Annotated in this window: 24 protein-coding genes; 3 read left to right on the forward strand and 21 right to left on the reverse strand. The window is 37.1% G+C overall.

Translation table 11 applies throughout. From position 1 onward, the window contains the following. The 12 genes from AC0KUU_RS10020 to AC0KUU_RS10075 form a co-directional block, all read right to left on the reverse strand. Complete coding sequence (locus AC0KUU_RS10020; RefSeq protein ID WP_043982100.1) at window positions 1-195, reverse strand: DUF8096 family protein; 195 nt, start codon at window positions 193-195, stop codon at window positions 1-3. Window positions 196-279: 84 nt separating this feature from the next. Next, a complete protein-coding gene (locus AC0KUU_RS10025; RefSeq protein WP_322551979.1) occupies window positions 280-1,278 on the reverse strand; it encodes an N-acetylmuramoyl-L-alanine amidase family protein in 999 nt (332 codons plus the stop codon). 96 nt (window positions 1,279-1,374) lie between these two features. Continuing rightward, window positions 1,375-1,911 carry a hypothetical protein gene (locus AC0KUU_RS10030; RefSeq protein WP_043982096.1) on the reverse strand — a complete coding sequence of 179 codons (537 nt, stop codon included), beginning with the start codon at window positions 1,909-1,911 and terminating at the stop codon, window positions 1,375-1,377. A 135-nt stretch (window positions 1,912-2,046) separates the two neighbouring features. Further along, window positions 2,047-3,369: an LLM class flavin-dependent oxidoreductase gene (locus AC0KUU_RS10035; protein ID WP_043982094.1), complete on the reverse strand. Its 1,323-nt coding sequence runs from the start codon at window positions 3,367-3,369 to the stop codon at window positions 2,047-2,049. A 1-nt stretch (window position 3,370) separates the two neighbouring features. Next, window positions 3,371-4,102 (reverse strand): riboflavin kinase, encoded by a 732-nt coding sequence (locus AC0KUU_RS10040; protein ID WP_237074847.1) that lies wholly within the window; start codon window positions 4,100-4,102, stop codon window positions 3,371-3,373. Window positions 4,103-4,258: 156 nt separating this feature from the next. Continuing rightward, window positions 4,259-5,032, reverse strand: a complete 774-nt coding sequence (locus AC0KUU_RS10045) for an amino acid ABC transporter ATP-binding protein (protein ID WP_025752086.1) — start codon at window positions 5,030-5,032, stop codon at window positions 4,259-4,261. Further along, entirely contained in the window at window positions 5,029-5,739 is a 711-nt protein-coding gene (locus AC0KUU_RS10050; RefSeq protein WP_025752085.1) for an amino acid ABC transporter permease, read from the reverse strand. Before AC0KUU_RS10050 ends, AC0KUU_RS10045 begins: the two co-directional genes overlap by 4 nt. 27 nt (window positions 5,740-5,766) lie before the next feature. Then, a complete protein-coding gene (locus AC0KUU_RS10055) occupies window positions 5,767-6,465 on the reverse strand; it encodes an amino acid ABC transporter permease (RefSeq protein WP_016763882.1) in 699 nt (232 codons plus the stop codon). A 74-nt stretch (window positions 6,466-6,539) separates the two neighbouring features. Then, the gene (locus AC0KUU_RS10060) at window positions 6,540-7,361 is read right to left on the reverse strand and encodes an amino acid ABC transporter substrate-binding protein (RefSeq protein WP_043982089.1); all 822 of its coding nucleotides are present in this window, start codon (window positions 7,359-7,361) and stop codon (window positions 6,540-6,542) included. 69 nt (window positions 7,362-7,430) lie between these two features. Continuing rightward, entirely contained in the window at window positions 7,431-7,697 is a 267-nt protein-coding gene (locus AC0KUU_RS10065) for a glutaredoxin family protein (protein WP_043982088.1), read from the reverse strand. A 26-nt stretch (window positions 7,698-7,723) separates the two neighbouring features. Continuing rightward, window positions 7,724-8,248 carry a GNAT family N-acetyltransferase gene (locus AC0KUU_RS10070; RefSeq protein ID WP_013056766.1) on the reverse strand — a complete coding sequence of 175 codons (525 nt, stop codon included), beginning with the start codon at window positions 8,246-8,248 and terminating at the stop codon, window positions 7,724-7,726. A gap of 10 nt (window positions 8,249-8,258) precedes the next feature. Next, complete coding sequence (locus tag AC0KUU_RS10075; protein WP_162214117.1) at window positions 8,259-8,789, reverse strand: hypothetical protein; 531 nt, start codon at window positions 8,787-8,789, stop codon at window positions 8,259-8,261. Window positions 8,790-9,119: 330 nt separating this feature from the next. Between AC0KUU_RS10075 and AC0KUU_RS10080 the strand changes: the two genes are divergently transcribed. Further along, window positions 9,120-10,145: an LLM class flavin-dependent oxidoreductase gene (locus AC0KUU_RS10080; RefSeq protein ID WP_162214116.1), complete on the forward strand. Its 1,026-nt coding sequence runs from the start codon at window positions 9,120-9,122 to the stop codon at window positions 10,143-10,145. Window positions 10,146-10,371: 226 nt separating this feature from the next. Next, on the forward strand, window positions 10,372-11,193 hold the full coding sequence (locus AC0KUU_RS10085; RefSeq protein WP_013082899.1) for a Cof-type HAD-IIB family hydrolase: 822 nt from the start codon (window positions 10,372-10,374) through the stop codon (window positions 11,191-11,193). 47 nt (window positions 11,194-11,240) lie between these two features. Here AC0KUU_RS10085 and AC0KUU_RS10090 read toward each other — a convergent pair whose 3' ends face one another. Further along, window positions 11,241-12,584 (reverse strand): 2-hydroxycarboxylate transporter family protein, encoded by a 1,344-nt coding sequence (locus AC0KUU_RS10090; protein ID WP_013082898.1) that lies wholly within the window; start codon window positions 12,582-12,584, stop codon window positions 11,241-11,243. A gap of 143 nt (window positions 12,585-12,727) precedes the next feature. Further along, window positions 12,728-14,437: an NAD-dependent malic enzyme gene (locus AC0KUU_RS10095; protein ID WP_043982083.1), complete on the reverse strand. Its 1,710-nt coding sequence runs from the start codon at window positions 14,435-14,437 to the stop codon at window positions 12,728-12,730. Between the two features lie 494 nt (window positions 14,438-14,931). Here AC0KUU_RS10095 and AC0KUU_RS10100 point away from each other — a divergent pair, with 494 nt between their 5' ends. Further along, window positions 14,932-15,336 (forward strand): hypothetical protein, encoded by a 405-nt coding sequence (locus AC0KUU_RS10100; protein WP_013056760.1) that lies wholly within the window; start codon window positions 14,932-14,934, stop codon window positions 15,334-15,336. 27 nt (window positions 15,337-15,363) lie between these two features. On the opposite strand, the gene AC0KUU_RS10105 is transcribed toward AC0KUU_RS10100, so the two are convergent. From AC0KUU_RS10105 to AC0KUU_RS10135, 7 genes are all read right to left on the reverse strand, one after another. Next, entirely contained in the window at window positions 15,364-16,854 is a 1,491-nt protein-coding gene (locus AC0KUU_RS10105; RefSeq protein ID WP_016763874.1) for a peptide MFS transporter, read from the reverse strand. Window positions 16,855-17,382: 528 nt separating this feature from the next. Next, the gene (locus AC0KUU_RS10110; RefSeq protein WP_165575243.1) at window positions 17,383-18,747 is read right to left on the reverse strand and encodes an allantoinase; all 1,365 of its coding nucleotides are present in this window, start codon (window positions 18,745-18,747) and stop codon (window positions 17,383-17,385) included. 523 nt (window positions 18,748-19,270) lie between these two features. Continuing rightward, window positions 19,271-20,698, reverse strand: coding sequence for a sensor histidine kinase (locus AC0KUU_RS10115; RefSeq protein ID WP_028408756.1), 1,428 nt, complete (start codon window positions 20,696-20,698; stop codon window positions 19,271-19,273). Further along, entirely contained in the window at window positions 20,688-21,362 is a 675-nt protein-coding gene (locus AC0KUU_RS10120; protein WP_013056756.1) for a response regulator transcription factor, read from the reverse strand. The genes AC0KUU_RS10115 and AC0KUU_RS10120 overlap by 11 nt, the downstream gene beginning before the upstream one ends. Before the next feature lie 364 nt (window positions 21,363-21,726). Then, window positions 21,727-22,602, reverse strand: coding sequence for a peptidylprolyl isomerase (locus AC0KUU_RS10125; RefSeq protein ID WP_043982079.1), 876 nt, complete (start codon window positions 22,600-22,602; stop codon window positions 21,727-21,729). 25 nt (window positions 22,603-22,627) lie between these two features. Further along, window positions 22,628-23,629 (reverse strand): acyltransferase family protein, encoded by a 1,002-nt coding sequence (locus AC0KUU_RS10130; RefSeq protein WP_473452134.1) that lies wholly within the window; start codon window positions 23,627-23,629, stop codon window positions 22,628-22,630. Window positions 23,630-23,925: 296 nt separating this feature from the next. Beyond that, window positions 23,926-25,338 carry an amino acid permease gene (locus AC0KUU_RS10135; RefSeq protein ID WP_025752074.1) on the reverse strand — a complete coding sequence of 471 codons (1,413 nt, stop codon included), beginning with the start codon at window positions 25,336-25,338 and terminating at the stop codon, window positions 23,926-23,928. Window positions 25,339-25,670 lie beyond the last annotated feature (332 nt).

Here is a 25,670-nt window from a genome sequence, read left to right on the forward strand (position 1 = left end):
TTAAATGCTTTTTTTCATGCCGCACTTTGCGCATGTACGGATAAAAATAAAGTCTTTTACTAAGCTTTTAAATTTCACATGTCCACAGTTATCGCATCTGCCTGCAACTTTATCCGGAAACTCCTCATATACATATATTTTTGTTAAATCAATCGCTTCTTGTTGCTCTTCCATTTCCATCACACCTTTATGCATCTTTACGATTCAGCTCTTTATATTCTATCAAAAATAAGTAAAATTACTAGGGTGAAAGCTTCAAAAAACAAGCAGGTTTTTTCACTATTTTTTTATCCGTTCAGCTTTGTACCACCAATTTTCTCTATCTAAAAATGCTTTTACATTCAGTATTTTTTTATCGCGAAGGGTAATGATGGCTGCCGCGGCTCCTTCTTTGGAAAAGGTTACGGCTGTTTCTAATTTCTCTTTTGTCACAAACACTTTTAATGTTTCCATATTCTCTTTTGTTAATTCCGCAGTTGTGATGGTTTCTCCTTCAATGATTGTATCTTTTTTTTCAATAAAATGTTGTCCATCCATCACCCAGGCTGCACGTGTTTCACCATAAACTTGAAAGAAGGTATTCTTTTTTAAATAACCTGTTCTCTCTGACATATTTGCATCCTTATACGTCTCCGTATCCTCGGTTGTTTTTATCCATAAAGGTTTATATAAAAAAGTAGGCTTTAGAAAACCTTCCTCGTCAGAATCTCCCACAGAATTTGTAGATTTAGACTCCAAGTTTAAAAACTGCGCAATCCCTTGTGCATATGCCACCCCCATATCTTTTAGAAATTGAGGGTTTTTTAAGAGCTTTGCATCGTGTTCTGTATCAATAAACCCGATTTCAGTTAGTACAGACGGCATATAGGAACGTCTTAACACACTATGATTAGCCAATTTCCTGCCTCGGTTAAAGTGATTGTATTTAGTGAGAACAAATTTCACATGATCGTGAATATCGTTTCGTAACACAATGGTTTGGTTATTTATATTTTTGCTATAAATAAAATCTTCATATCCCGTTTCGCCGCCTAAATTTATATGAATAGATAAGTATACATCAGCACCCCACGCATTGGCTTTGTTGACCCGTTCATTTAATGACAAAAACACATCGGTTGTACGCGTTGTACAAAGAGAAAATCCTTCATAGTGAGTAGAAAGAAAAGAGATGATGTACTGTTGAACAGCTAACACTAAGTCTTTTTCATATAACCCGCTGGCGACAGCCCCTAGATCTACCCCTCCGTGACCTGCATCTAAATAAATTTTTTTCATATAACCTGTCTCCTCCTTATCCGTAGCATATGCATGAATAAGCGAAGACGTTTGTTATATAAAACTACTTTTATGTATAAAGCTTTTTACTATGACTCATTTAGAAGTCTTTACAACTGATTTACCATAGCTGGTAACATCAAAATATGTATTTGATCCATCGTCTTCATTGATCACAACATCTAAGTCATGAAAATAACGATGAAGCTTTTTTAACAGTGCTTGATCTTTCGTCTGCTCTAGCTGTCCAGCGAGCTTCTCCATATGCTGAAAGTCTTTCTTTAAAACAGAATCTTTTACTTCAATCGTGCCAATTGTATTATTAATGGCTGTGGCTTCTTCTTGTACGGCAGGCCAGTCTGGATGCTCAATGGCACTCCACCCCGTCAAATCATTTAGTACGTCATGATGTTCAGCAATAAAGTCTTTTGCCTGCTGATCGCTGCTTTCCAGCTTATCAACTTTTTGTTGATCCACTTTAATGGCACTTGCCTTTATACTTTGCTGTGATAAAAAAGGAATTTTTCCGTTTTGGTACAATATCCATCCTGTCGCTCCTCCCCCGACTAAAAAAACGGATAAAGATACCGAAATGATCATACGCTTCTTCTTACTTTTATGTCTTTTTTCCATTTGACTCCTTTCCGGGTATTCAAAACCCTTTAGGCCTTATGAACTGAAACGAATAACCTACAAAAAGAATTTTACCATATTTTTAATATTAAAAATATTAAAAAAGAGACTCCTTCGAGTCTCTTTGAATCCACTTCAGTTAACTTTTACCTGTGTGTAGCGATTTTTAGGAACATTCAACTGCAAGTTACTTCTTAACGTACTCCCTTCGTATTCTGTACGATACAGGCCTCTTTCTTGCAGTATCGGTACAACATGTTCAACAAAGTCATCTAAGCCATGCGGAACGCTTGAATGAATAATAAAGCCGTCAGCTCCTTTTTCTTCGAACCACTGTTCCATCAAATTAGCGATATGCTCTGGCGTCCCAATAAATTGTGTTTTAGGTGTAGCAATTCGCAGCGCTGCTTCTCGCAGTGTCCACTTATATTTTTTGGCGTTTTCTTTAATTTTGTCGGTTGTACTGCGGAAACTATTATTCCCTATATCCCCCAAGTCAGGAAATGCATCATCTAATGGAAACTGTGAAAAATCAAAATGATCGAAAAAGCGTCCTAAGTAGTTTAGCGCATGTTCAATTGTCACCAATTGAGAAAGTTCTTCATATTTTCTTTCGGCTTCTTCGTTTGTACTACCAATTATAGGACCAATTCCCGGAAAAATTAAAAGTTCGTTTTCATTGCGTCCTTGCGCTGCAGCTCTCAATTTTACATCTTGGTAAAAAGCTTTTGCTTCTTCTAAATTGTCTTGTCCCGTAAACACTGCGTCAGCCGTTTTTGCTGCTAAATCTTTTCCGCTTTCAGAAGATCCTGCTTGAAACACTACGGGCTGCCCCTGAGCTGAGCGCCCAATGTTTAACGGACCTTCTACAGAGAAAAATTCGCCTTTATGATGCAATCGGTGCAGCTTTTTCTCCTCAAAAAATTGTCCGGTTTCTTTATTTCGAATAAATGCATCATCTTCCCAAGAATCCCATAATCCCTTTGTTACTTCTAGAAACTCTTCAGCTATTCTATAGCGTTTGTCATGAGTGGGGTGCTCTTTTCCATAGTTAAGCGCAGATCCTTCTAATGGAGATGTTACAACATTCCATCCCGCTCGGCCGCTGCTAATATGATCAAGTGAAGCGAATTGTCTAGCCACCGTAAACGGCTCGCTATACGAAGTCGATAGAGTGCCGACTAAACCAATATGAGAAGTGACAGAAGCAAGTGCTGATAGAATAGTAAGAGGTTCAAAACGATTCAAAAAATGCGGAAGCGATTTTTCATTGATATATAACCCATCGGCAATGAACACTAAATCAAATTTTCCTTCTTCCGCTTTTTGAGCCTGCTGCTTGTAAAAACCGAAATTAACGCTGGCATCTGACAAAATTTCAGAATGTCTCCACGCCCCCATATTACCTCCGACTCCATGAATAATAGCCCCTAGCTTTAATTGTCTTTGATGTGTCATATTACCATTCTCCTTTTTCATACCCATTCATAAATTCTCGTAATTGATTGGTTAAACCGCCTGCTCCAAAGCGAAGGACTCCTTCTTTTTCTGTCTTTCTTCCATTTCCTTCTTGTGCAAATTGCAAAAAAGCGATAACGTGAACTCTTCTAGGATGAATATTTTCAATTCCTTCGTCATAAAACCATTGATCAATTGTATTGTAAATCCCTTTATTGACTCTGAATTGACTGTGGCACCAATTAAAAAACTGGAGATCAGGCAGATTTAAATATCTCGCTTGCCCTAGCTTGGAAGCTGTAGCTTCACTAGATACATAGCCCATATGTTGAAATCTTTCCTTTGCTTGTAGCGTATCAGCTTTAATTTGATGCTTTAAAAATTCAATAGAAGGGAATTTTTTCTCTCCTCTCACCCGAAAGATCACGTCGCATTGAACTGTCTCTCCATAAATAACGTCGTTAAAATCCAGAATATGAACCTCAAATGTTTTAGATAGTTCCGATCCAAATGTCGGCTTAACTCCTACATTCATAACTCCTATATGTTCAAGTCCCCGCAGATGAACGAGGACACCATACACGCCATTTTTTAATTCCTCATGCTGAGTATCTATATTAGCTGTTGGAAACCCTAAGTGTCTTCCTTGCTGCCTTCCAGGTACAACCTGCCCTTTTATAATAAGTTTTTTACTTGTTTTAGCTTTTAATGCTCCTCTATTCACTACGTTCACCCTTCTTCCCTTAAGTCTAGTAAAAAATAAAAGGTTCTTTGCACAATGTCACACATTGTGCAAAGAACCTCTAGTGATCTAGTCGGTTTGTTTAATTTGATGATTTCATCATATACTTATTATTCCTATGAGTCAAGTTGGTTTTCGGTTAAAATATTAGATTGTTTTTTCATAAATATAAGAGTAAGGAGAATGCGTTGGGTTAATACGCTTGAAAAATTGCTTTGTTCGATCTTCTTTTGGATTTAAAAATATGTCTTCAGGATGACCTTGTTCGACAATCTTTCCTCCGTCCATAAATACCACGTGATTAGAAACTTCACGGGCAAAACTCATTTCGTGCGTAACAATGATCATTGTAATTCCTTCTTCAGCAATTTTACGAATAACAGACAGTACTTCACCCACCAGTTCAGGGTCCAAAGCAGACGTCGGCTCATCAAATAAAATGACTTCAGGATTTAAAGCAAGCGCTCTAGCAATGCCCACTCGCTGCTGTTGACCTCCTGATAACTGACTTGGATAAGCATTTGCTTTTTCAGCAAGCCCCACTTTTTCAAGGACGTCTAAACTGCGTTGTTTCGCTTCTTCCTTTGGCAGCTTTTGAACAATAACTAGCCCCTCCATAATATTTTCAATAACGGTTTTATGTTTGAACAAATTGTATTGCTGAAAAACCATCGTTGTTTTTTGTCGAAGAGTTAAAATGTCTTTGCGGTTTGGCTTTTGGCACTGAACCGTAAATTGATCAATCGAAACTTCTCCTTCATCTGCTTTTTCTAAGAAATTAATGCAGCGTAAAAACGTAGTCTTTCCAGAACCACTCGGTCCTAAAATGGTCACAACGTCGCCTTTTTTAACAATTAAATCAATACCGTCCAATACTGTATTATCACCAAATGTTTTTTTTATATTTGTTAATGCAATCATACAACTCCTCCTCGATTATAAACCGTTAATTTTCGTTCAAGCAGCGCTGTTATCCCCTCTATTAACATCGTCAGCATCCAATAAATAAGAGCAGCAGCAATATAGGCTTCTAAAAACTTGAGATTATTGGAAGCTACGATATTAGCAGCACCGTTTAGCTCTTTTTGCGATACGATGAATGCGATAGAAGACGTATGCAAAAAGCCGATGAAAATATTACATAAATTCGGTAAAGACAAAGCAAACGCCTGTGGAAAAACAATTCGTTTCATTGATTGAAAACGATTCATCCCAATGGCATACGCGGCCTCAATTTGTCCTTTTTCTACAGCTAACAAACCAGAGCGAATAATCTCTGACATATAAGCTCCCGCTGTAAAAGACAAAGCGATTAATACAAATACGACAATAGGAATGCTGTTTGCATTGAAGCCCCATCCATAGTAACTCGATAGTTTATTAATAAATAGCGGGAAGCCTAGGTAAATAACCATAATATGAAGAATAGCAGGCGTTCCTCGGAAAAATGATACGTATACGTTGGCAATTGGCGTTATTATTTTTACTGAATTGATTCTCACAGCCGCAACAGCAATACCAATAAGCAACCCGCCTAGTAACGGACCGGTGGTAATAAGGAGTGTTAAAGGTAATGCCTTTAAAATTTCTACAAATGCTGTCCATATAAATGGTACATCAATAATCATGTTTACACCCCTTTTAGTAAGCTCGTTTTATACATGAACAGGCTGATCATGTTTTTGCAGCTTCTGTTCTGATTTCACAAAAAATTTCTCTAATATAATCGCCACCAAATAATAAATAATGGCAAGTGCGATATATACCTCCACTGCATGAGCCGTTGCAGCGATAATGGTATCTCCTCTTCCCATCATATCCATCACACCAATGGTAAAGGCTAAAGATGTATCTTTTAAGGACCCAATCACAAGATTTCCAAAGTTAGGAAAGGCTACAACGAGAGCTTGCGGCAGCACAATTCGAGTGAACGTTTGTTTTCCGCTCATTCCTATACTATAAGCTGCTTCGGTTTGCCCTTTATCTACACTATTAATGGCACCGCGCATCATTTCAGAAAAAGACGCCGCCGTGCTCAGTGAATACGTGATAATAACAAATACAAGCGGAGCCATTCTTGAAACGTCAATATGAATCAATTGTAAAAGGGCAGGTATCCCGTAAAAAACTAAAAATAATTGAATTAAAATAGGGGTTCCCCTCATAAAAGAAATATAAACTGCTGCTATTTGGCTTAACACCGGTACTTTATAAATACGAGGCAGGGCAATAAACAATCCCAAGGTACTGCCAATCACAAGTGAAGCAATCAAAATCCAAATTGTAATATGCAAATAAGATAATAATTGAGGAATAGAGGTGAAAATCAGCTCTATATCAAATGCTTTTCCCATCTTTTTCTCTCCTTTGTTTCCCTCTACAGGTAGCGAAAGGACCCAAGTTCAAGGCTTGGGTCACAGTAAGTGCTTTAGTTATTTCCAGCTGCTTTTGTATAATCTTCTCCCAGCCATTTTTTACTTAATTTTGTCAATGTTCCGTCTTCTTTTATTTCTTTTAGCGCTTTATCCACATCTTTTTGTAAACCTGTTTCATCTTTGCGAAGCATAAAATATACTTTTGAATTTGAAATAGCAGGCCCTACAACTTTTTGCTCTGCGTCCGCTTGTTTATTGACAAAGTCAACTGCAAACGGCGTACTAATCGTGGCATCCGCACGCCCTGTTTTCAGCTGCGTTTTTGTATCATCAGATCCTTGGCCCGAATAGACGATATTAATTTTATTTCCATGTTCTTTGTTATACTTATCGATTAAGTTAGCAGAATTACTCGTTGCTCCTACAATTACCTTTTTACCGCTCAAATCTTTAATTGATTTAATAGACGTATTTTTTTCGTTTACAACTACATGTAGCGGAAAGATATTATAAGGTTCTTTGTTAAAAAGGAACTTTTGTTTTCTCTCTTCATTTACTTCCATCTGATGGGCTACTAAATCAATTTTGTTCGATTCTAAGCTCAAAAGTAAATTAGAAAAATCCATTGTCTTAAATTCGAACTTATAGTTTGGAAGACGTTTGTCTATTTCTTTAACAAGTTCTACGTCATACCCTGTTAGATTTCCTTTATCGTCAAGAAAGCAAATGTTCGGAAATTGCGTACCTGTTCCTACAATAATTTTTTGTACTTTGTCTTTGCTTGCGTTAGCCGCTGTTTCTTTATTTGGTGTTCCGCAAGCGGCTAGTAATAAAAGAAGTGATAAAAAGATAGCTGTCAGCTGTAGTTTTTTCATGTGTTTTGTCCCTCACTATGTCTCAAAATAATTTATTGTTTTAATGAATGAATAAAATAGATGTTCCAGCTATTTAACAATTGGTGAATAGTCTTCAATCAATTTTTCTATTTGTTCATAATCTTTTTCAATTACTCCTTTAAACTGCCCCTCGTCTCCAATTTCAACGACCGGTACATGGCGAATACCGTATTTAATTTCAAGTAAATCCCGCAAATAATCTTTTCCTTCTACATCGATACTTTCATATTGATATCCTTTCTCATGAAAATATGCTTTTAGTTCCTCGCAATGATGACAACCTTTTCGATTCCATAATAAAATCTTTGCTGACATGGTTTTTCCTCTTTTCTTTTAAATGATTAATTAGCTTTTTGTAACTCCTTGTGCTTTTCTAACTCGTATCTTTCAGGATGTAAGATTTTTCTTAAGAATACACCTTTTCCTTCTTCTCCTTGATCGACTTCAAAAAAACGTTCATACCCTTTCCTTTCATACATAGGAATCAACCACGGATGTCGATCAGAAGTAGCCAATGTAACGGCAGGTTCCCCCAATTGATCCCGAATAATTGTTTCTTCAACCCATGTTAAGAGTTTAGAACCTACTCCTTTCTTTTTAACCAAAGGATCTACGGCAAACCACCATAAGAAAGGCCAGTTCGTTATTTCTTTATACGTTCTTGCTGTAATCGTAGCTACGATTTTTTTATCACTTTCCAGCACGTAGCAACGGCTGTTTTGAATGTTTTCTTTTACAAGTTCAATCGTTGCCGTTGCGGCTGGAAACTTAATTCCTAGCTCTCGAATCGGCTCGTATGCTCGAAGTGTTAAATTCAACAGTTCTTCAGCATCTTCTACGGTTGCTAATCGAAATAATTCACTCATTTTCTTCACCTCATTTTATAAATGTTTGAAGAGATAGATCGGCTTTATAAATCAGCTCATCCACAGCTTCCTTTAAACGACTTTTGGCATTCGCATTGTTGATGCCTGTAAAAGAGACGTATTCATGCAGCAGAAAAAGAGTGCTGAGCCAATAAGGCCTACCTAAAAAAGACGCTAAAAGTTTTAAATCATACTTAGCTTTTAGTAAAGAATTCACATTTTCACCAATAAGAATTGGCAGAAGTATTTTTTCATGCAATAAATCTTTTGGCAATATTTTTGTTAGCCGGTCAAAAGACTGTACGTATATTTCATTTACTCCAGATAACAGAACGATAATACTTTTAGCTTGGTTCAATTTTGAAATAAATCCCTTTACTTCCTTCTGCGCTTCCTGCTTCAAAGCGTGTACATCATGATACAAAATAGTTTCTGCATGCACTCCTTTTGAGGTTAAGCAAGCTTCTAGCTCATCTTTCACTAAGGCTATTTGTTGATAATTATGAGAGCTTCCGTTATATAAAATACATACATCGCTCACTTTCTTCCCCTCCTTTTTATAGCAAAAAGGCTCCTGGAGTTTCCTCAGGAGCCTTTGGTAGACCAATCAGCTTTAATTGTTGTTTCTTTGATAAAACCGGAGAATGAAGTGAAGTGTCTTTGAAACATACTCACTTAATTCTTATTTACCCAAGTTGTTTTATCGGCTTTTCTGTTTGATGATTCAACTATATAGCCTCAAAATGGCAAAGTCAACTTATTTTTCAAAAAATATTTTTCTTTAAAAAAACTCTTTTCATCTGGAAAATCCTTTGCTAAAATTAATCCCAATTATTCTTACCTTTTTTATCAACTTTAAGGAGTGTTTTCAGTGAAATTAAGTATTTTAGATCAAAGCCCACGTTGTGAAGGTGAGCGTGCTGAAGATGCATTTCAGCATACTATACAATTAGCTCAGCTAGCAGAAGAACTTGGCTACCACCGCTTTTGGGTAGCGGAGCATCATGACTCTGCACATGTTGTAGGATCATCACCTGAAGTGTTAATTTCTCACCTGCTCGCTAAAACGCATCATATCCGTATCGGCTCAGGTGGTGTTATGCTTCAGCACTACAGCCCTTATAAAGTAGCAGAAAATTTTAATGTTTTAGCCTCATTATCTCCAAATCGCATCGATCTTGGAATCGGTAGAGCACCAGGAGGACTACCTCATTCTACTCAAGCCTTGCAACAAAACTCTCAGCCCACTAAGTCCTTAACAGACAAACTGATAGAACTTAAACAATACCTAAACAATACGCTGCCGGAAGATCACCCTCTTTACGGTTTAAAAGCCTATCCAAGGCCCGAAAAATCGGCAGATATATTTTTACTGGGAGCAAGTGCTTCAAGCGCAGAGCTTGCGGGTTCATTAAACCTTCCTTATGTATTTGCTCAATTTATTAATGGCGATCAAAAAGTGCTGGAAGAAGCGATTTCTGTCTATAATCAGCACGTTTCATCTCGCGCACGCTCGCTTGTCGTTGCCCTTTCCGTCATCGTAGCGGATACCTTAGAAGAAGCAAAAGCATTAGCATCCAGCACAAAAATATTTAAAGTATACTTACAAAATGGGAAGTCCGCTACATTAGGGTCCAAAGAAAAAGCTGAAGAATTTGGTCAGCAGTCCAAAGAAAGCTATCGAATTGAAGAAAAAGAAGCAAACGTTATATACGGTACAAAAGAAACCATTCGTCAAAAGCTTCAAGCTTTGAAACAGGAATTTTCTATTGATGAATTTATCATACTTACCGCTATTCAGAATTTCGAACAAAAAAAGCAATCTTATACGCTCTTAAAAGAAGCATTCAATGAAGGAGATGTGCAGAAAATTAATCAAACTCTAGCTGCTTACTAATCCAGAAGCTGAGATAAAAGTATTTTAGCAGAAACAAAACACGAACCAATAATCAAAATTATCGATTATTGGTTCGTGTTTTTCATTGTTTTATCTACTTCCGAGGAGTTCAAACAAAGTATACGCATACCTCTCATTTTTTCAAAAAATCATTAAATTGAATCAAACGTTTTTTTATAGTACCATATGAAGATATGAGTCTAGTAGAAGAAGGGAATTTAAAAATATGCCTTACAAAATGATTGTTTTAGATTTGGATGATACACTATTATGCGATGATCACACTATTTCTCCGCGCACAAAAGAAGCATTAATGAAGGCGCAAGAATCGGGAGTGAAAGTTGTACTTGCTTCTGGACGACCAACTTACGGAATGGTTCACATTGCGAAAGAGCTCGAATTAGAAAAGTACGGAAGCTTTATTTTATCGTTTAATGGGGCAAAAATCATTAATTGCCTAACAAATGAAGAGCTATTTAGCAGTACATTGTCTCCGAGAACTGTTGCACGTCTCGACGATATTAGCCGCGAAGAAGGCGTTTTAATTCATACATACGTGGGAGATGAAATTATAACCGAAGTAGAAAATAAATTTACGGATATTGAAAGTGACATTACAGGTCTGCCGATCCGTGTTGTTTCATCTTTTACTGATGCCGTTACAGAACCTGTTGTAAAAGTACTCATGCTTGCAGAACCGGAAATGCTGGTTCACGTTGAAAAGAAACTTCAAAAGCAGCTTCAAGGAGAGCTAAGCGTAATGCGCTCTAAACCATACTTCCTTGAATTTACAGAAGAAGGCGTCACAAAAGGGACAAGTCTCCACTTATTAATTCAACAGCTTGGCATTACACGCGATGAAGTGATTGCCATTGGCGACAGTTATAATGATCTTGCCATGATTGAATTTGCAGGACTTGGCGTAGCAATGGGAAATGCTCCTGAAGATATTAAAGAAAAAGCCAACCATGTAACAGATACAAACATGAACGACGGCGTGGCAAAAGTTGTGGAAGAATTTATCTTAAAACCTGTTAGCGTTTCATAAGACAAAAAAGCAGCTCATACGAACCGAGCTGCTTTTTTGTTTTGATTTTATACTCCTAAAAGTTTCATAAGAAGCGTAGCTAAAATAACAGTGGAAGCGCCTCCAAGTCTTGTTGCTACTTGAGCAAATGGCATAAGTGACATACGGTTGGAAGCTGATAAAATCGCTACGTCTCCCGTACCTCCTAAACCACTGTGACAACCTGTTACAATTGCAGCATCCACTGGATGCATTTTCATCATTTTACCTACAAAATAACCCGTTGCTACCATAGCAATAACAACTGCTGCACATACGACCACATAACCTGGTGTAACAATTTTCACTACATCTTCAAGAGGAATATACAAAATCCCTAGCCCCACCATTAACGGCCATGTTAAGCTCGTAGAAATGAATTTGTACATATGGTAAGCACCTTGCTCCATCTTAGCAGGCATTACTTGTAAACATTTGACTAGCGTTGCCGCTACGATCATTAAAACTGGACCTGGAATTCCTAAAAACTTATGTGCTAAGCCCCCGAAAATAAAGAAACTACATGCAATTAAAAGACCTGCGCCCATTAACGAAAAATCTACTGGTTTCTTGATATTTGTATCTTCTGAGATGCCATCTCCGCCTTTTGTCTTCACAAGAACTCCATTACCTGTTAATTCTGGCTTTTTCTCTCCTAGACGCTTCATTAAGCCAGCACATACGATAGCAACGATGTTTCCGATAACAGCAGCTGGAATCATTTGCGACACAAAAGATTCTGCTGAACTACCTAAAATTTGAGAATAAGCAAGTGAAAGTGGTAAAATACCTTCACCAATCCCTCCTCCAATAATTGGTACAACAATATAGAAAAATGTATGTTTTGCTCCGTAACCAAATAACATCCCAACAGCTACGCCTGCAGCTACAGCGGCTAACGTACCTAATACAAGCGGTACGAACATACGTGTAAAGCCTTGAATTAAAACTTTACGGTTCATACCAAGAATACTTCCGGCTACTAAACAAGAAATATAAAGGTATAAAAAGTTTGATGTTTTCATCAAAGTTGTTACCGCTTCCATAGATGCGGGATTTAAAACATTATAAAAAACTAATACGGAAGGTACAAGCAGTGATAAAATAGCTGGTCCGCCAATATCTTTTAAAATCGGAATTTTTAATCCTAAATCACCAAGCAGCATTCCCATTACCATAATAATCGCAAATCCGCCAATCATATCTGGAGGAAGCTCGTTGTAAACGGCCGCGCCATATACAATTAATGCAAGTAAAACGTATAGCGGCAGAGGAATAACTCCTACTTTAATATTGTTGATTCGGTTCCAAAAACCCTTATTTTCAGGCTGTGAATCTTGAGTAAACGTTTCCAATTTACGTGCTGTATTCATCTCATAACCCCCTGTGGTTCTAATATAGAGAATCATACACAAATTCCAAAAAACTATATACGTTATGTAACTTAAGAATTCTTTTTGTAACTAAAAAAAGCACAGCTTCTTTTTTCAGAAGCTGTGCTTTTTCTATCTAAAAATTAAGCATTTACTGTTTCTAAAGCTTTAATTTCTTTGTATGTTGGTTCCCACATTGCTGCTTTTACTGCCGCTTTAACATCTGTTGGAACTTCTTTTGCAACGCCATCTTTAATTGCTGCGTTAGCAACCGCTAAAGCAACGTTATAGGATACTTCACGTAATTCTTCTACGCGTGGTAGTAATGAAGCACCCGGCTTGCTGCTGTCTACCATTTGAGCTACAGCGTGTGCACATGCTGCAAACATGCTGTCTGTAATAACTTCTGCTTTTACCACGATTGATCCAAGACCAAGACCAGGGAAAACAAAAGCATTATTAGATTGACCAATTTCATATTCCACACCATCGTAGTTAACTGGTTCAAACGGACTTCCAGTCGCTACAAGCGCTTTTCCTTCTGTCCAATTTAATAGGTTTTCAGGAGTAGCTTCCGCAAGCGGAGTTGGATTTGACATTGGTAAAATAGCTGGGCGTTCTACATGCTTCGCCATTTCTTTTACGATTTCTTCTGAGAACGCGCCTGCTACACCAGACGTACCAATTAAGATTGTCGGCTTCACTTGTCTGACAACTTCTAGAAGAGAAATTTTGTCTTCTTCACGGTTCCAGTCCTTCACTTCTTCTGCTTTTCGTGCATAAGGCGTTTGGAAACCTAATAAGTCGTCCATGTCATCTGTTAAAAGGCCTCGGAAATCAACTGCCCAGAAGTTTTTGTATGCTTCTTCTTCTGTAATACCGTCTAATACCATTGCGTCACGAACTTGATCTGCAATACCGATACCTGCTGTACCCGGTCCAAAGATTAAAACGCGGTGGTCACGAAGTGGCATTTTAGACACTTGAACTGCTGAGAAAATAGCGGCAAGCGTTACAGCACCTGTTCCTTGGATATCATCATTAAACGTTAGAATTTCTTTTCCGTACTTGTTAATAATGTTACGAGCATTTACATTACCGAAATCTTCCCAGTGTAACAGTGCATTAGGGAATATTTCAAGAGATTTTGAAATGAATTGATCTACGAAATGATCATAGCGCTCACCGCGGATACGTTCATGACGGTTTCCGATATATAAAGGATCATTTAATAATTTTTCGTTGTTTGTTCCTACATCAAGAACAACTGGAAGTACTCTGCTTGGATCGATTCCTGCTGCAGCTGTGTATACGGCTAATTTACCGATAGCAATATTAATACCGCCAACGCCCCAGTCACCAATTCCTAAAATACTTTCTGAATCTGTAATAACCATTAAATCAATGTCTTTACTATTTGCATCGATATTTTTAAGAGCTTCTTCAATGCCTTCTACATTATCGATTGACAAGTATACGCCACCCGGACGGCGATATTCGTGGCTGTATTCTTGGATTGCTTGTCCAACTGTTGGTGTATAAACAACTGGAAGCATTTCTTTTAAGTGATCTTGCAATAAACGATAGAATAATACAGCATTACGGTTCTGTAAATCGTTTAAATACACATTCTTACCAAGATTATCTGCCTGAGCTAAAAATTGCTCATATGCACGTTTTGCCTGCTCATCTAAAGTTAAAGTCATTGGAGGAAGTAAACCTTCTAATCCTAACGTTTTACGCTCTTCTTTTGTAAAAGCTACTCCTTTGTTTAGCATTGGAGCTCCTAAAATTTCTTTCCCACGTAAAGTCGTTTCAATTGTTTCATTATCTGCAAAAAATACGTTGCGCATACGACTATCTTCCTTTCTGTAGACTTGTATGACAAGCATACAAGTTGGTTAGATTTAAGTAAATACCTTATATGAATATTACTCATATTATTCAAATGTCCGTTAACTTTTTATGAATAGCTTGCTAATTCATTTGACAATAGTATATTTTATGCCTATCTATTTCTGCTGTCAACTATTTTAGTAGAGCAATTTTTTAGTTATAAAGCGGTAGAAATTTCTGAATTTAATATCTTTTATCAATTTTCTTTTTATATAGGTACTAAGAACCCTCTTTATTCTATTCATCTCTTCTTAAAAGTCAAAATAATCCTTTAATATGGAAAAAATGTTTAATTATAAAAAATTTATTTTGAAATAATTTTAGTTTACCTATAAAGAATATTTTTTATTTTTTTGTCTATGCTGATTAATGAATTACTATGAATATTTCTTCCTTTCTATCTATACATATTAACTACATAGTTCTTTTTTATAATAATGGAGGTTATTGTATGTTAAAACCAGATACGGCTATTATTTTTGGATTTCTTATCGAAGAAGCGGCCAGTCGATTAGACGATCAAGAGATTAAAGAAATTGCGGCTAAAGAGCTAGAAAATGGAGAATTGGTGTTTGAAGAAGCGAGTTATTTTTATAAACGCTTTTTTATCCCTGCTTCCTCTGAATTAAGACAAGCTCTTCGCCGAGAGGTCTTATCGCTTCATTTAACATTAAATCAAATCAAAAATGCTCATGGCAACGGATCTATGTCTAAAATTGCTCATATGCATCAAATTATTGCAGAAACTGAAAAATCAACAAACGAACTTAACAGACTTTTAAATCTTGCGTTCTATGAGGGTGAGGACGATCAGACCTACGCCTCCTTCATGAATATTTTTTCAAATAAATCATAAAAAAACCGTCCTTAAGGACGGTTTTTCTTATTGAACACCTTTCATTAAACGCTGAATTTTTGGCGAAATCATTAGCACAATTACACCTAAAATGACCGACACTCCGCCCAATGCAGCAAAATAAACAACTTGCGAAATATTTTCATAGTATTGAACAAGCTGAGCATTGATTGCCTGCGCCGCTGCGCTTGTTAGGAACCATAAACTCATCGTCTGAGCAGAAAACGCTGCAGGTGCTAGTTTTGTTGTAGTTGATAGCCCTACTGGTGATAAACAAAGCTCTCCAACTACAACTAAGAAGAAGCTTAGCACTAGCCATAGCGGGCTCGCTAACGTTTCATTTCCATGAATGCTAGCCGGGATAACCATGACAAGGAAAGAAAGCCCTGCAAATAAAAGTCCTAACGAAAACTTCTTTGGTGTAGAAGGCTGTCTGTTTCCTAATTTTACCCAAACCGCTGCAAAAACTGGCGCAAATATAATAATGAATAGCGGATTTAACGATTGGAACCAGCCAACTGGAATTTTAAAACCACCATACGTTAGCTGCGTATGATCTTTTGCATATGTTGCTAAAATTGTTGATCCCTGCTCTTGAATCGCCCAGAACATTACTCCAGAGATAAAAAGAGGAATGTACGCTAATACGCGTGAACGCTCATCAGCTGTTGTCTTGGGGCTCTTATACATAACAACAAAGTAAATAATAGGAATAACAATCGCTAAAATACTTACAAATAAAATAACGCCTTCAACAGTTAAAATGCCCGCTAAAGAAGTCAGTACAATAAAGATTGCCAGTACAACTACAGCAAGTGCAATGGTACCAAAAACTTTTTTACGTTCTTCTGGTTTTAAAGGGTTTGGAACTTGTCTGCCTGCACGACCTAGGTTTTTGCCTCGTGTAGCCATAAATACGATTAGACCTAAAAGCATTCCTACTGCCGCGATTCCAAAACCTAAGTGGTAGTTATACTTTTCACCTACTGTTGAAACAACTAGCGGCGCGATAAATGCTCCAGCATTTACACCCATATAGAAGATACTAAATCCAGCATCTCGACGGTTATCAGTAGGGCTATACATATCGCCCACAACGCTTGAAACGTTTGGTTTTAATAAACCTGTTCCGATAATAATTAAGAACATTGAAATAAACAGCGCGGTTACACCTGCTGGCAACGCAAGCACTAGATGGCCGAGCATAATAAATATACCACCGTAAAACACCGTATTAGACGTACCTAAAATGCGGTCTGCAATCCAACCGCCAATAATTCCAGACATATAAACAAGGGAACCATAAATAGAAAAGATCGCTAAAGCGGTTCCTTGTTCCATTCCTAATCCACCGTTTGCAATTGTATCGTACATGTACAATACAAGTAGCGCACGCATTCCATAGTATGAAAAACGCTCCCAGAATTCTGTAAAGAACAAGGTAAATAACCCTTTAGGATGTCCGAAGAATCCTTTTTGAGGAACTGTTTCATACACTTTTTCTCTCTCTACCGACATATTCCTTAACCTCTCTTTCAACCGTAAACCACCATAGACAAAACTGTCAAAAAATTATGATGATATAAAAAAATAGAAACAAGAAAATTTTATTCTTATAAAATGATTCTGTCAATATCAGAATTTTACAATGAGTGCATAAAATACGGTTTTCCATTATAAAATTGTACCTATAAAAAGCTTTAAATCAAGATTTCTTTTCTTGAAATACCTTTTTGAAATTTTTTTTATACAAAACCCTTGATTACAAAGCATCTGATTATCTACTTTTCATACAACCAGATAATATTTTTCTTTTTGGGAATTTTTTCTCTATATTAAAAAAGAAACTTTATTATTTTTTCATTATGCTTCCCTCAATCGAAAATATACTTTTTCAGAATAATAAAAACCTCTTTAAAAATATCTGTTTTGTTATAGTAGATACTCATTTTCCCCCTATGTATTACCTTTAATATAAGTCATCCTCATTTTTTTATGTAAAAAAAGAGATAAAAGGTTTATTTTTTATCTCTTTTTTCACTGTACCTACAATTTTACGTATTCACCGTTTACCATTTGTCCTTTGTGAAGAGGAAACACACCTTCTTCTTTATTGTATACAATCGTTCCTCTATTAATGGTAGTTAAAATAACGCTATTAAATACCGTTCCTTCATATATACTGTGCTTATGTTTGAAAACCATTCCTTCTTTTGTCACTTTTTCAGTTTGATCCAGATCAACGATAACCAAATCCGCATCGGATCCCAGCAAGATGCTTCCTTTTTTAGGGTATAAACCGAATCGTTTAGCTGGATTCGTTGATACAAGCTTTGAAATGTGAGGAAGAGAAATCCCTCTAGTGATGGCTCCCTCACTAATCATTGCTTGCAAAGAGTACTGACCGCCTGATATTCCACCCCAAACTTTAAATAAATCATTCTGATGAGCTGTTTTTAGCTCAATCGGACAAGGAGAATGATCCGAAGAAATCATATCTACTTCCTCTGATTGAATACAAGCCCATAATTTTTCTTTTTGACTCCTGCTGCGAAGAGGAGGTGCACACTTAGCCGTTACGCCAATTTCTTCAAAGTCTTCCTCTGTAAAAAGTAAATAATGCGGACATGTTTCCAGCGTAACGTTCATTCCATTCTTCTTTGCTTCCGTAATAAGCTGCACTGCTTCATAGCTGCTAATGTGTACAAAGTGAAGCGGACATCCCGTTTCTTCACCGTACTCAAGCGCTTGCTTTACTGCGTTTACTTCTGCTACAACCGGTCGCGTTTCTAAATAATCTTTAATAGCAGTTTGCTTTTGCTTCTGTTTAGCCTGTTCAAGCTTTTGTATTAAGTCATTTCTTTCAGCATGCAGGGCAAGCACTTTATTTAGTTTTGCAATCTCTTTCATTCCTTCGTATAATGTGAGGTCATCTGAGAAATCAAATTCAGAACCGGCTTCTGACATAAATGCTTTAAAACCTATTACACCCGAATGAGCCATTTTGGCTAATTCTTCTTTATTACCAGGAACCAACCCTCCCCATAGACCATAATCTACTACTGACTTTTGATCAGCCAGCTTTTTCTTTTCCCACAGAGCTGCTTCTGTTACGGTAGGAGGAACGCCGTTTAAAGGCATATCAAAATATGTAGTGCAGCCTCCCGCAGCCATAGATGCTGAACCGTAGTCAAACCCTTCCCAATGGTCTCGGCTCGGTTCATCAAAATGCACGTGAATATCAATCATTCCAGGCAGAACATATTTGCCTTTAGCATCTACGTATTTTTTTGCTGGTGTGCTAACACCTTGCGCTATTTCTGCAATCTTTCCTTTTTTAATCCCTATATCCGCTTTTACTATTTCGTCTTCTAATACGACCGAACCATCCCTAATAATTAAATCGTACATGTTATCAAACTCCCCTTTATTTAACTACTCCGTCTTCTTATTAAACGGAGCAGTCTGCTATTGTTCTATCATGCATTGTTTCCTTCAAAAAGTCTTTATCCTTGTAAAGAAACCTGACACATAGACTGGTTATTACGCTAGTAAATATAACTGAATTATCTGATTTTTACACTCGCTATTTTGTCTAAACTTTTCTTTTTTATTTGGTTACTTTCACTAACTAAAAAGAGATTGAGACATAAATAAATGAATGGACGAACAAATTGGATAAAGGGACAAGTATAGATCGCTTGTGACACTGCTGTTGATTTCCGTGCAAGCCTTTCGTTTCTGCCGGCTCTCACCTCCTATTTCGCTTTTCCCGCAGGAGTCTTCGCCTTGCCTACCAATCAACAGCTAGAAGCAACTACATACGTAAAATCTACGTTCACCCTAACCATAAAAAAATCCGAACGAGTTTGATTCCCCATCAAGAATCAAACTCGTTCGGATCTTCCTTCAACTAATTTTGTCACAGCCTCTTTTAACTCTTTTTCACTTTTTGTGACATTGGCAACCTTACTGTAAATGTACTTCCTTTTTCTTGTTCACTTTCTACGTCAATTTTCCCTTTGTGTGTTTCTACGATCCATTTAGCGATTGCTAAGCCTAGCCCATGACCTCCCATTTGACGAGATCGCGATTTATCAGCACGATAAAAGCGGTCAAAGATTCGATCCTTTTCGTCGGGATGAATTCCAACCCCTGTATCACGTACTTTTAATATACATTCACTCCCATGCTGAACTACTTGAATGTTTACATTTCCATGAGGAGTCGTATATTTAATCGCATTATCTAACAAAATGTAAATCAGCTGAGTTAGACGCTCTTGATCTCCAGTTACCACTAGTTTTTCCGGCGTATCCAGCTGCAAATCAATATGTTTAGAAATTGCTAGGGTTTCAACGGATTCCATTACCTTTTGCACCGCGTCTGTAATATCAAAGGGCATCATTGCTTTTTCTACTTTATTAGAGTCCGAGCGTGCAAGCGTAAGCAAATCACTGACGAGACTCGTCATGCGCTTCACTTCAGCTTTCATATTATTGATTAATTTTTTAGAAAAAGGATCTTCTGTTACTTCCTCCTGCATTTCTAAAGCATTGATAGAAGAAAGCATAACGCTAAGCGGCGTTCTTAACTCATGGGATGCATCCGCCACAAACTCTTTTTGCTTTTGAAAAGCTGTTTCAATTGGGACCATAGCACGTTTTGACATTAAGCGGCTGATATAAATGGCTACTCCTACAAACAGTACGGTAAGGCTCAGCATAATAATAAGGAGCCACTTTAACAGCTGATAAAGAAATGAAACGTCTTTTCCAATATAAAGCATCCCTAAAAATTGACCTTTATAAAAAATAGGTTCACCCGCCATCATCAAATCAATATCTATTTTGCCTTCCCCGTTTTGCCCTTTTACTCCTTCAATGTGTTCGAAACTAGGACGCGGGGCTTTTATTCGTTCTTTCCTCACTTCATTTTCAATAGGGATCCAGCCATCAATTAAATCTAATAAGTTAGAGCGAAGCCGCTCGCTCGCCTCGTTTCCCATAATAAGGTCCCCTTCAGGGCTGATTACATAATAAAAAAATTGATCTTCACCGGCTACGACAATGTTTTTGTACTCTTCTTTTGACTGTTGATTCGAGCTGTTTATCGCTTGTTTAATTAAGATGCTTTGGACAATTCGGGACTCTTGCTTTAGCATGCTATTTAAGTTTTGTTGCTGACTGTTGGATACAACCACATATACCAATGCATAAACAATAAACACGAATAATAGCAAAAACAGCATTAGTAATGCGCTATATCGGAATGTTAAACGATTTTGCGTCTGGCTGAATAAATCTTGCTTTACTTTTTGTTTTACTTTCTGTTTAGCTCTTGTAAGGAGTTTAGCTTTCAATTTTGTAGCCTACTCCGCGAATGCTTTGAATAAGATCCTGTTTGTTAAATTTCTCTAGTTTTTTTCGCAAAAGTTTAACCGTCGCATCAATCGTTTTAATTGAAACATCTGATTCATATCCCCATACCCGGTCTAAAATAATATCTCGAGAAAGAACTTGTCCTTTGTTTTTCACTAAAAAATCTAGAAGTTGAAATTCACGAGGACTTAATTGAATAAACTCCTCGTCAAACTGTACGGTTTGACTTGCTCTTTTTAATATCATGCTGGCAATCTCTACTTCTTCTTCTAAAATCGGTGCATAATTACGACGAGACAAAGCACGAAGCCTTGCAAGCAGCTCGTCAATTTCAAATGGCTTAATAACGTAATCATCCGCTCCCGCATCTAAACCTTGTATACGATCTTGAACCGCATCTTTTGCTGTTAACATAAGAATAGCTCCGGCGTATCCTTCTTTTCTTAGACGTTTACATACATCGATTCCGTCTCCATTGGGCATCATCCAGTCAAGAATTAACACATCATAATGCGCTTCAGATGCATAATCATATGCATCATTCCCTTCCGTCACCCATTCGACGTTATAGCCTCCTTTTTTCTTTAGCATATAACTAACTAATTCACCTAGCTGCAAATCATCTTCTGCTAGCAGTACATTCATTCCGCGTAACTCCTTCCTTCGATACATGTCGCTGCATCCTTTTGTTTACTTTATTATACAAAAAGAATCAGCAGAAACAAGCTGCCTCTACTGATCTCTTTTCATTTTAAATTCCCTTAGCTATACTCAGCACGGGCACAAACCGCTGTCCAGCAGTTTGCGTCTTTTGTACTCTTTATGAATGCCTAACGATTTGATTTGAATATGAAGGATTTGATCCATTAACAGTTTCTGTGACCTTTACAACACGCCGGCATATCTCAGCTCGTACACCTCTGTGCTTCAATTGCTCGACGATTTTTTCTAACTTACTATAAGACGCTGTTTGTTTCATATCCATCCCCTCATTTCGTTAAGGTATTATTTATGAATCAAGTTTGTTTGTAATATCATACTTTTTCTTTAGCTTTTGTAACCATGTTGGATACTCTGTTTGGTATTTTTGATCAAGCAGCGTTTGCTTGATTTTTGCTTTGCTATTTTCATATGTTGCTTTTTGCGCTTCTTTTTTGCCTGTTACTTTAATAATGTGATAACCGTATTCTGTTTTAACAGGATCACTTACTTCATTTACCTTCATTGAAAATGCTTTGTTGGCAAAAGCTTCGACCATATCACCTTTTTTGAAGTATCCAAGGTTTCCGCCATCTGATTTAGAAGCTGTATCTGTTGAATATTCTTTTGCTAGCTTCGCAAAATCTTCTCCTTTATCAAGCTTTGCCTTTACTTCTTTCGCTGTCTTTTCGTCTGCTACTAAGATGTGGCTAGCTTTCACCTGTGCTTCTGTAGCTAGTGAATCTTTATTTTGATCAAAGTACGATTTCATTTCACTATCTTTAATATTAATAGTCGACTCGACCATTTTTTTTGCCTCAATATTCGTCTTTAAATCTTTTTTCAGCTCTGACAATTTTACACCGCTAGATGCTAATGCTTGATTTAATGCATCTTCTCCCCCGTACTGACTTTTAAGCTTTTCTAATTCAGCATTAATTTCTTTATCGGTTACTTTAATATTTTGTTTAGCTGCTTCTTTTGAAATGACTTTTTGTTCAATCAGTGAGTCAAGGACACTTGATCCTCCTTGAGCAAGAAGAGCATCGTACAGCTGATCTTTTGTGATTTTTTCATCACCAACGGTAGCAACCACCTTTGATTTATTCATTGCTACGGCACCGATAGCTACTGCAGCAATAACCACAACGGCTGCAATAATCATAATTATTTTGTTTTTAGACATCGTTAAACTCCTTTTCCATTTCTCATTACTTACCTAAACTTAAACTTTTGCGCGTTGGTAACGGTTTAAGCTCAATTAAAGGTCTTGCAATAGTAGATACGTATTTACTCGACAACAACCACGCCACTCCACAAGCTCCAATTAGAAGAATACTGTATCCTTGTACACTTTCTATCCAGTCTCCAAAAGAAGATAGGCGTATATATTTAATCAGAAACCCATGTAGCACATATACATAAAAGGTTTGAGCACCTCGAGATGTAAAGGACATTGTTTGTGTAGGGATCAAAGCTAGAAAGGAAATCGTCATTGCTAAGCTGATGCTATAAAATAGCATACGAATGGTCATTCCCTCTAATTGATTTACACCTAAAGAGGCATAAGATTTTGAACCAAATAACCACTCTTTCTCAAAGTCCGGTGCTATATACTGGATCCATAGAGCAATAATCAGCAAAGTGCCTCCAGCTACTTTTTTGCAAGAAACCGACGTCAACTTTTTAAAATGTTCTTTTTTCATATAAAATCCTGCTAAGAAGAAGGGAAAGAACACAAAGGTTCTAGAAAGGCTTAACGTTGTTTCCAGCGGTTCGTATAAGCCAATCATAATCCCTAAAACTGCCGCAACGGCTAAAGGATATTTGATTTTTGTAAAAATGAACAACATGGCGTTCCAACAAAATAAACTCAATAAAAACCATAGCGACCAAGCTGGCTGAAACACTGAAACTTTGAATGTGGATTCATCATACAGTTTATAGTCGTATACCGCATAGATAAGTTGAAAAATAATATAAGGAAGTAATACTTTCTTCGCCATCTTCCACATATATCCTTTTTTTCGATATCCCTTTTCAAAATAGCCGCTTATTAAAATGAACGCTGGCATATGAAAGGTGTAAATAAATATGTAGAGCGTCCGTAGCCACTGTTCATCATTAATGAAGGGAGTTAACAAATGGCCAAATACTACTAATACAATTAAGATAAATTTTACGTTATCAAAATACGCATCCCGCTTAGCCATTTGATCTCCTCCTTTCTTTCGCCTTCTACGAATTTGTACGACGTGCTGCTGCGAATATCTTTTCTTTACATTCCTTACTATACATAGTGAAAATGAAAAAACAGTGAAAACCTTGCTTAGTTCTATTTTTAAATAAGGCGCGGCTAAATAAGTTTGACAAACGGCGCCTCTTTCTCTACTATATAGATACGCACCCTATCCAATTCAATTTCGCTTGTTGCGGGACACTTAACCAGTACGGATGGATAGGGTGTTTTTGTATGCAAAAAAAGCAGAAGACCTAGGTCTTCTGCTTTTTATTTTGCTATAGGCTGACTTTCGTTTTTTCTGTTTCCTTTTTTATTTTTCAAATAATAAAACAAGTAACAAAAAAGGACAAAGGGGATACCGCAGTATAATGCGATACGCTGACTCTCATCAAAAGCCAGTCCTACACAAGCAGCAAAGCATAAAACAAACGCTAAAATAGGTACAATAGGATATAAAGGAGCTTTGTAAACAAGCTTCGATACATCATTCCCTTCTTTAATATAGCGTCTTCTGAACATAAAGTGAGAAGCCGCAATAGCCATCCATACAGCTACAACCGCAAATCCAGAAATAGAAACTAATACTAAGTAAACAGTTGTTGGTGCAACTACGCTTGACAGCAAGGACAGACATGCCACTCCCATGCTGATAAGCAACGAATTAAATGGAACTCCTTTAGACGTTACTTTTCCTAACCAAGTGCTGACCATTTTTTGATCAGATAATGACCATAGCATTCTCGAACATGCATATAATCCTGCATTAGCGTTTGATAATAAAGCTGTTAAAATAACCAAGTTCATGATATCTGCTGCGTAAGGAATACCTATTTGATCGAATACCGTTACAAAAGGACTTTCTAACACTCCTGCTTGTTTCCATGAAATCAATCCAGATAGTACAAACATGGCGCCAATAAAAAAGAAGAACGTACGCCAAATGATATTTTTAATTGCGCGAGGTATGTTCTTTTCCGGATCCTCTGTTTCCCCAGCCGTAATACCAATTAATTCTGTTCCCGAAAAAGCAAAGCTAACAGAAACCATCGTAATTAATACAGGCATAAGTCCATTTGGAAATAAACCGCCCTCTCCTGTAAAGTGAGAAAGCATCGGCGCTTTTTCATGACCGCTAAGGGGAATGAATCCAAACATCGCTGCTGCGCCTAAAATAATAAATACAATAATGGTTAATACTTTAATACTTGAAAACCAAAATTCTGTTTCACCGAAAAAACGTACAGATGTTGCATTTAAACCAAATAATAAAAGGGCAAACAGCGCGCTCCATATCCAAACCGAAACGTCAGGAAACCATCTTTGCATAAGCAATCCAGACGCTGTAAACTCCGAACCGACAGACACCACCCAAGTCAGCCAGTAAAGCCAGCCAACCGCAAAACCAGTTCCCGGCCCGATAAACTTCGTAGCGTATACTTGAAATGATCCTGACACAGGCATTGCTACGCTTAGTTCTCCTAGACATATCATGACTAAATACATAATTAATCCACCGATTAAATAAGCAAGGAGTGTTCCCCCAGGACCTGCTGCATTAATTGTGTAGCCTGAATTAAGAAACAGCCCCGTACCGATAACACCGCCAAGAGAAATCATAAATAAATGACGGCTTTTCATTTTTCTTTGTAACTGATTCATAGATGTTGTATTCTCTCCCATTATGTACCTCCTTTTTATAGTAAACCCATCTAAAAACTTGGTTTATTTACATATTCTCTATAGTCTCTTCTCTGAAAAAGTAGGCTCTATTTCTTCGATATGTACAAATTTTGTATATTGTATACAATATACACTTCTTAAATCTTTTTTCGATTATATCATTTTTCAGATTTTTTACAACAATCAATAGTAAAAAATATTTCAATAATTCTATTTTTTATATTCTAACTAAGATTAGACGAAGTGATATGATATGATTATTTTTACACATGTACGTTCTTTCACGCTATTTTTATACTCTCTCATCACCATGACATGATGAGAAAGAACGG

Source organism: Priestia sp. ST2 (assembly GCF_055810735.1).

Excerpts from the sequence above, each read along its gene's own strand:
- AC0KUU_RS10020 (WP_043982100.1), bottom strand. The coding sequence starts at position 195 with ATGCATAAAGGTGTGATGGAAATGGAAGAGCAACAAGAAGCGATTGAT.
- AC0KUU_RS10025 (WP_322551979.1), bottom strand. The coding sequence starts at position 1,278 with ATGAAAAAAATTTATTTAGATGCAGGTCACGGAGGGGTAGATCTAGGG.
- AC0KUU_RS10030 (WP_043982096.1), bottom strand. The coding sequence starts at position 1,911 with ATGGAAAAAAGACATAAAAGTAAGAAGAAGCGTATGATCATTTCGGTA.
- AC0KUU_RS10035 (WP_043982094.1), bottom strand. The coding sequence starts at position 3,369 with ATGACACATCAAAGACAATTAAAGCTAGGGGCTATTATTCATGGAGTC.
- AC0KUU_RS10045 (WP_025752086.1), bottom strand. The coding sequence starts at position 5,032 with ATGATTGCATTAACAAATATAAAAAAAACATTTGGTGATAATACAGTA.
- AC0KUU_RS10050 (WP_025752085.1), bottom strand. The coding sequence starts at position 5,739 with ATGATTATTGATGTACCATTTATATGGACAGCATTTGTAGAAATTTTA.
- AC0KUU_RS10055 (WP_016763882.1), bottom strand. The coding sequence starts at position 6,465 with ATGGGAAAAGCATTTGATATAGAGCTGATTTTCACCTCTATTCCTCAA.
- AC0KUU_RS10060 (WP_043982089.1), bottom strand. The coding sequence starts at position 7,361 with ATGAAAAAACTACAGCTGACAGCTATCTTTTTATCACTTCTTTTATTA.
- AC0KUU_RS10065 (WP_043982088.1), bottom strand. The coding sequence starts at position 7,697 with ATGTCAGCAAAGATTTTATTATGGAATCGAAAAGGTTGTCATCATTGC.
- AC0KUU_RS10070 (WP_013056766.1), bottom strand. The coding sequence starts at position 8,248 with ATGAGTGAATTATTTCGATTAGCAACCGTAGAAGATGCTGAAGAACTG.
- AC0KUU_RS10085 (WP_013082899.1), top strand. The coding sequence starts at position 10,372 with ATGCCTTACAAAATGATTGTTTTAGATTTGGATGATACACTATTATGC.
- AC0KUU_RS10090 (WP_013082898.1), bottom strand. The coding sequence starts at position 12,584 with ATGAATACAGCACGTAAATTGGAAACGTTTACTCAAGATTCACAGCCT.
- AC0KUU_RS10095 (WP_043982083.1), bottom strand. The coding sequence starts at position 14,437 with ATGCGCAACGTATTTTTTGCAGATAATGAAACAATTGAAACGACTTTA.
- AC0KUU_RS10100 (WP_013056760.1), top strand. The coding sequence starts at position 14,932 with ATGTTAAAACCAGATACGGCTATTATTTTTGGATTTCTTATCGAAGAA.
- AC0KUU_RS10105 (WP_016763874.1), bottom strand. The coding sequence starts at position 16,854 with ATGTCGGTAGAGAGAGAAAAAGTGTATGAAACAGTTCCTCAAAAAGGA.
- AC0KUU_RS10110 (WP_165575243.1), bottom strand. The coding sequence starts at position 18,747 with ATGTACGATTTAATTATTAGGGATGGTTCGGTCGTATTAGAAGACGAA.
- AC0KUU_RS10120 (WP_013056756.1), bottom strand. The coding sequence starts at position 21,362 with ATGAATGTACTGCTAGCAGAAGATGATTTGCAGCTAGGTGAATTAGTT.
- AC0KUU_RS10125 (WP_043982079.1), bottom strand. The coding sequence starts at position 22,602 with ATGTCTAAAAACAAAATAATTATGATTATTGCAGCCGTTGTGGTTATT.
- AC0KUU_RS10130 (WP_473452134.1), bottom strand. The coding sequence starts at position 23,629 with ATGGCTAAGCGGGATGCGTATTTTGATAACGTAAAATTTATCTTAATT.
- AC0KUU_RS10135 (WP_025752074.1), bottom strand. The coding sequence starts at position 25,338 with ATGGGAGAGAATACAACATCTATGAATCAGTTACAAAGAAAAATGAAA.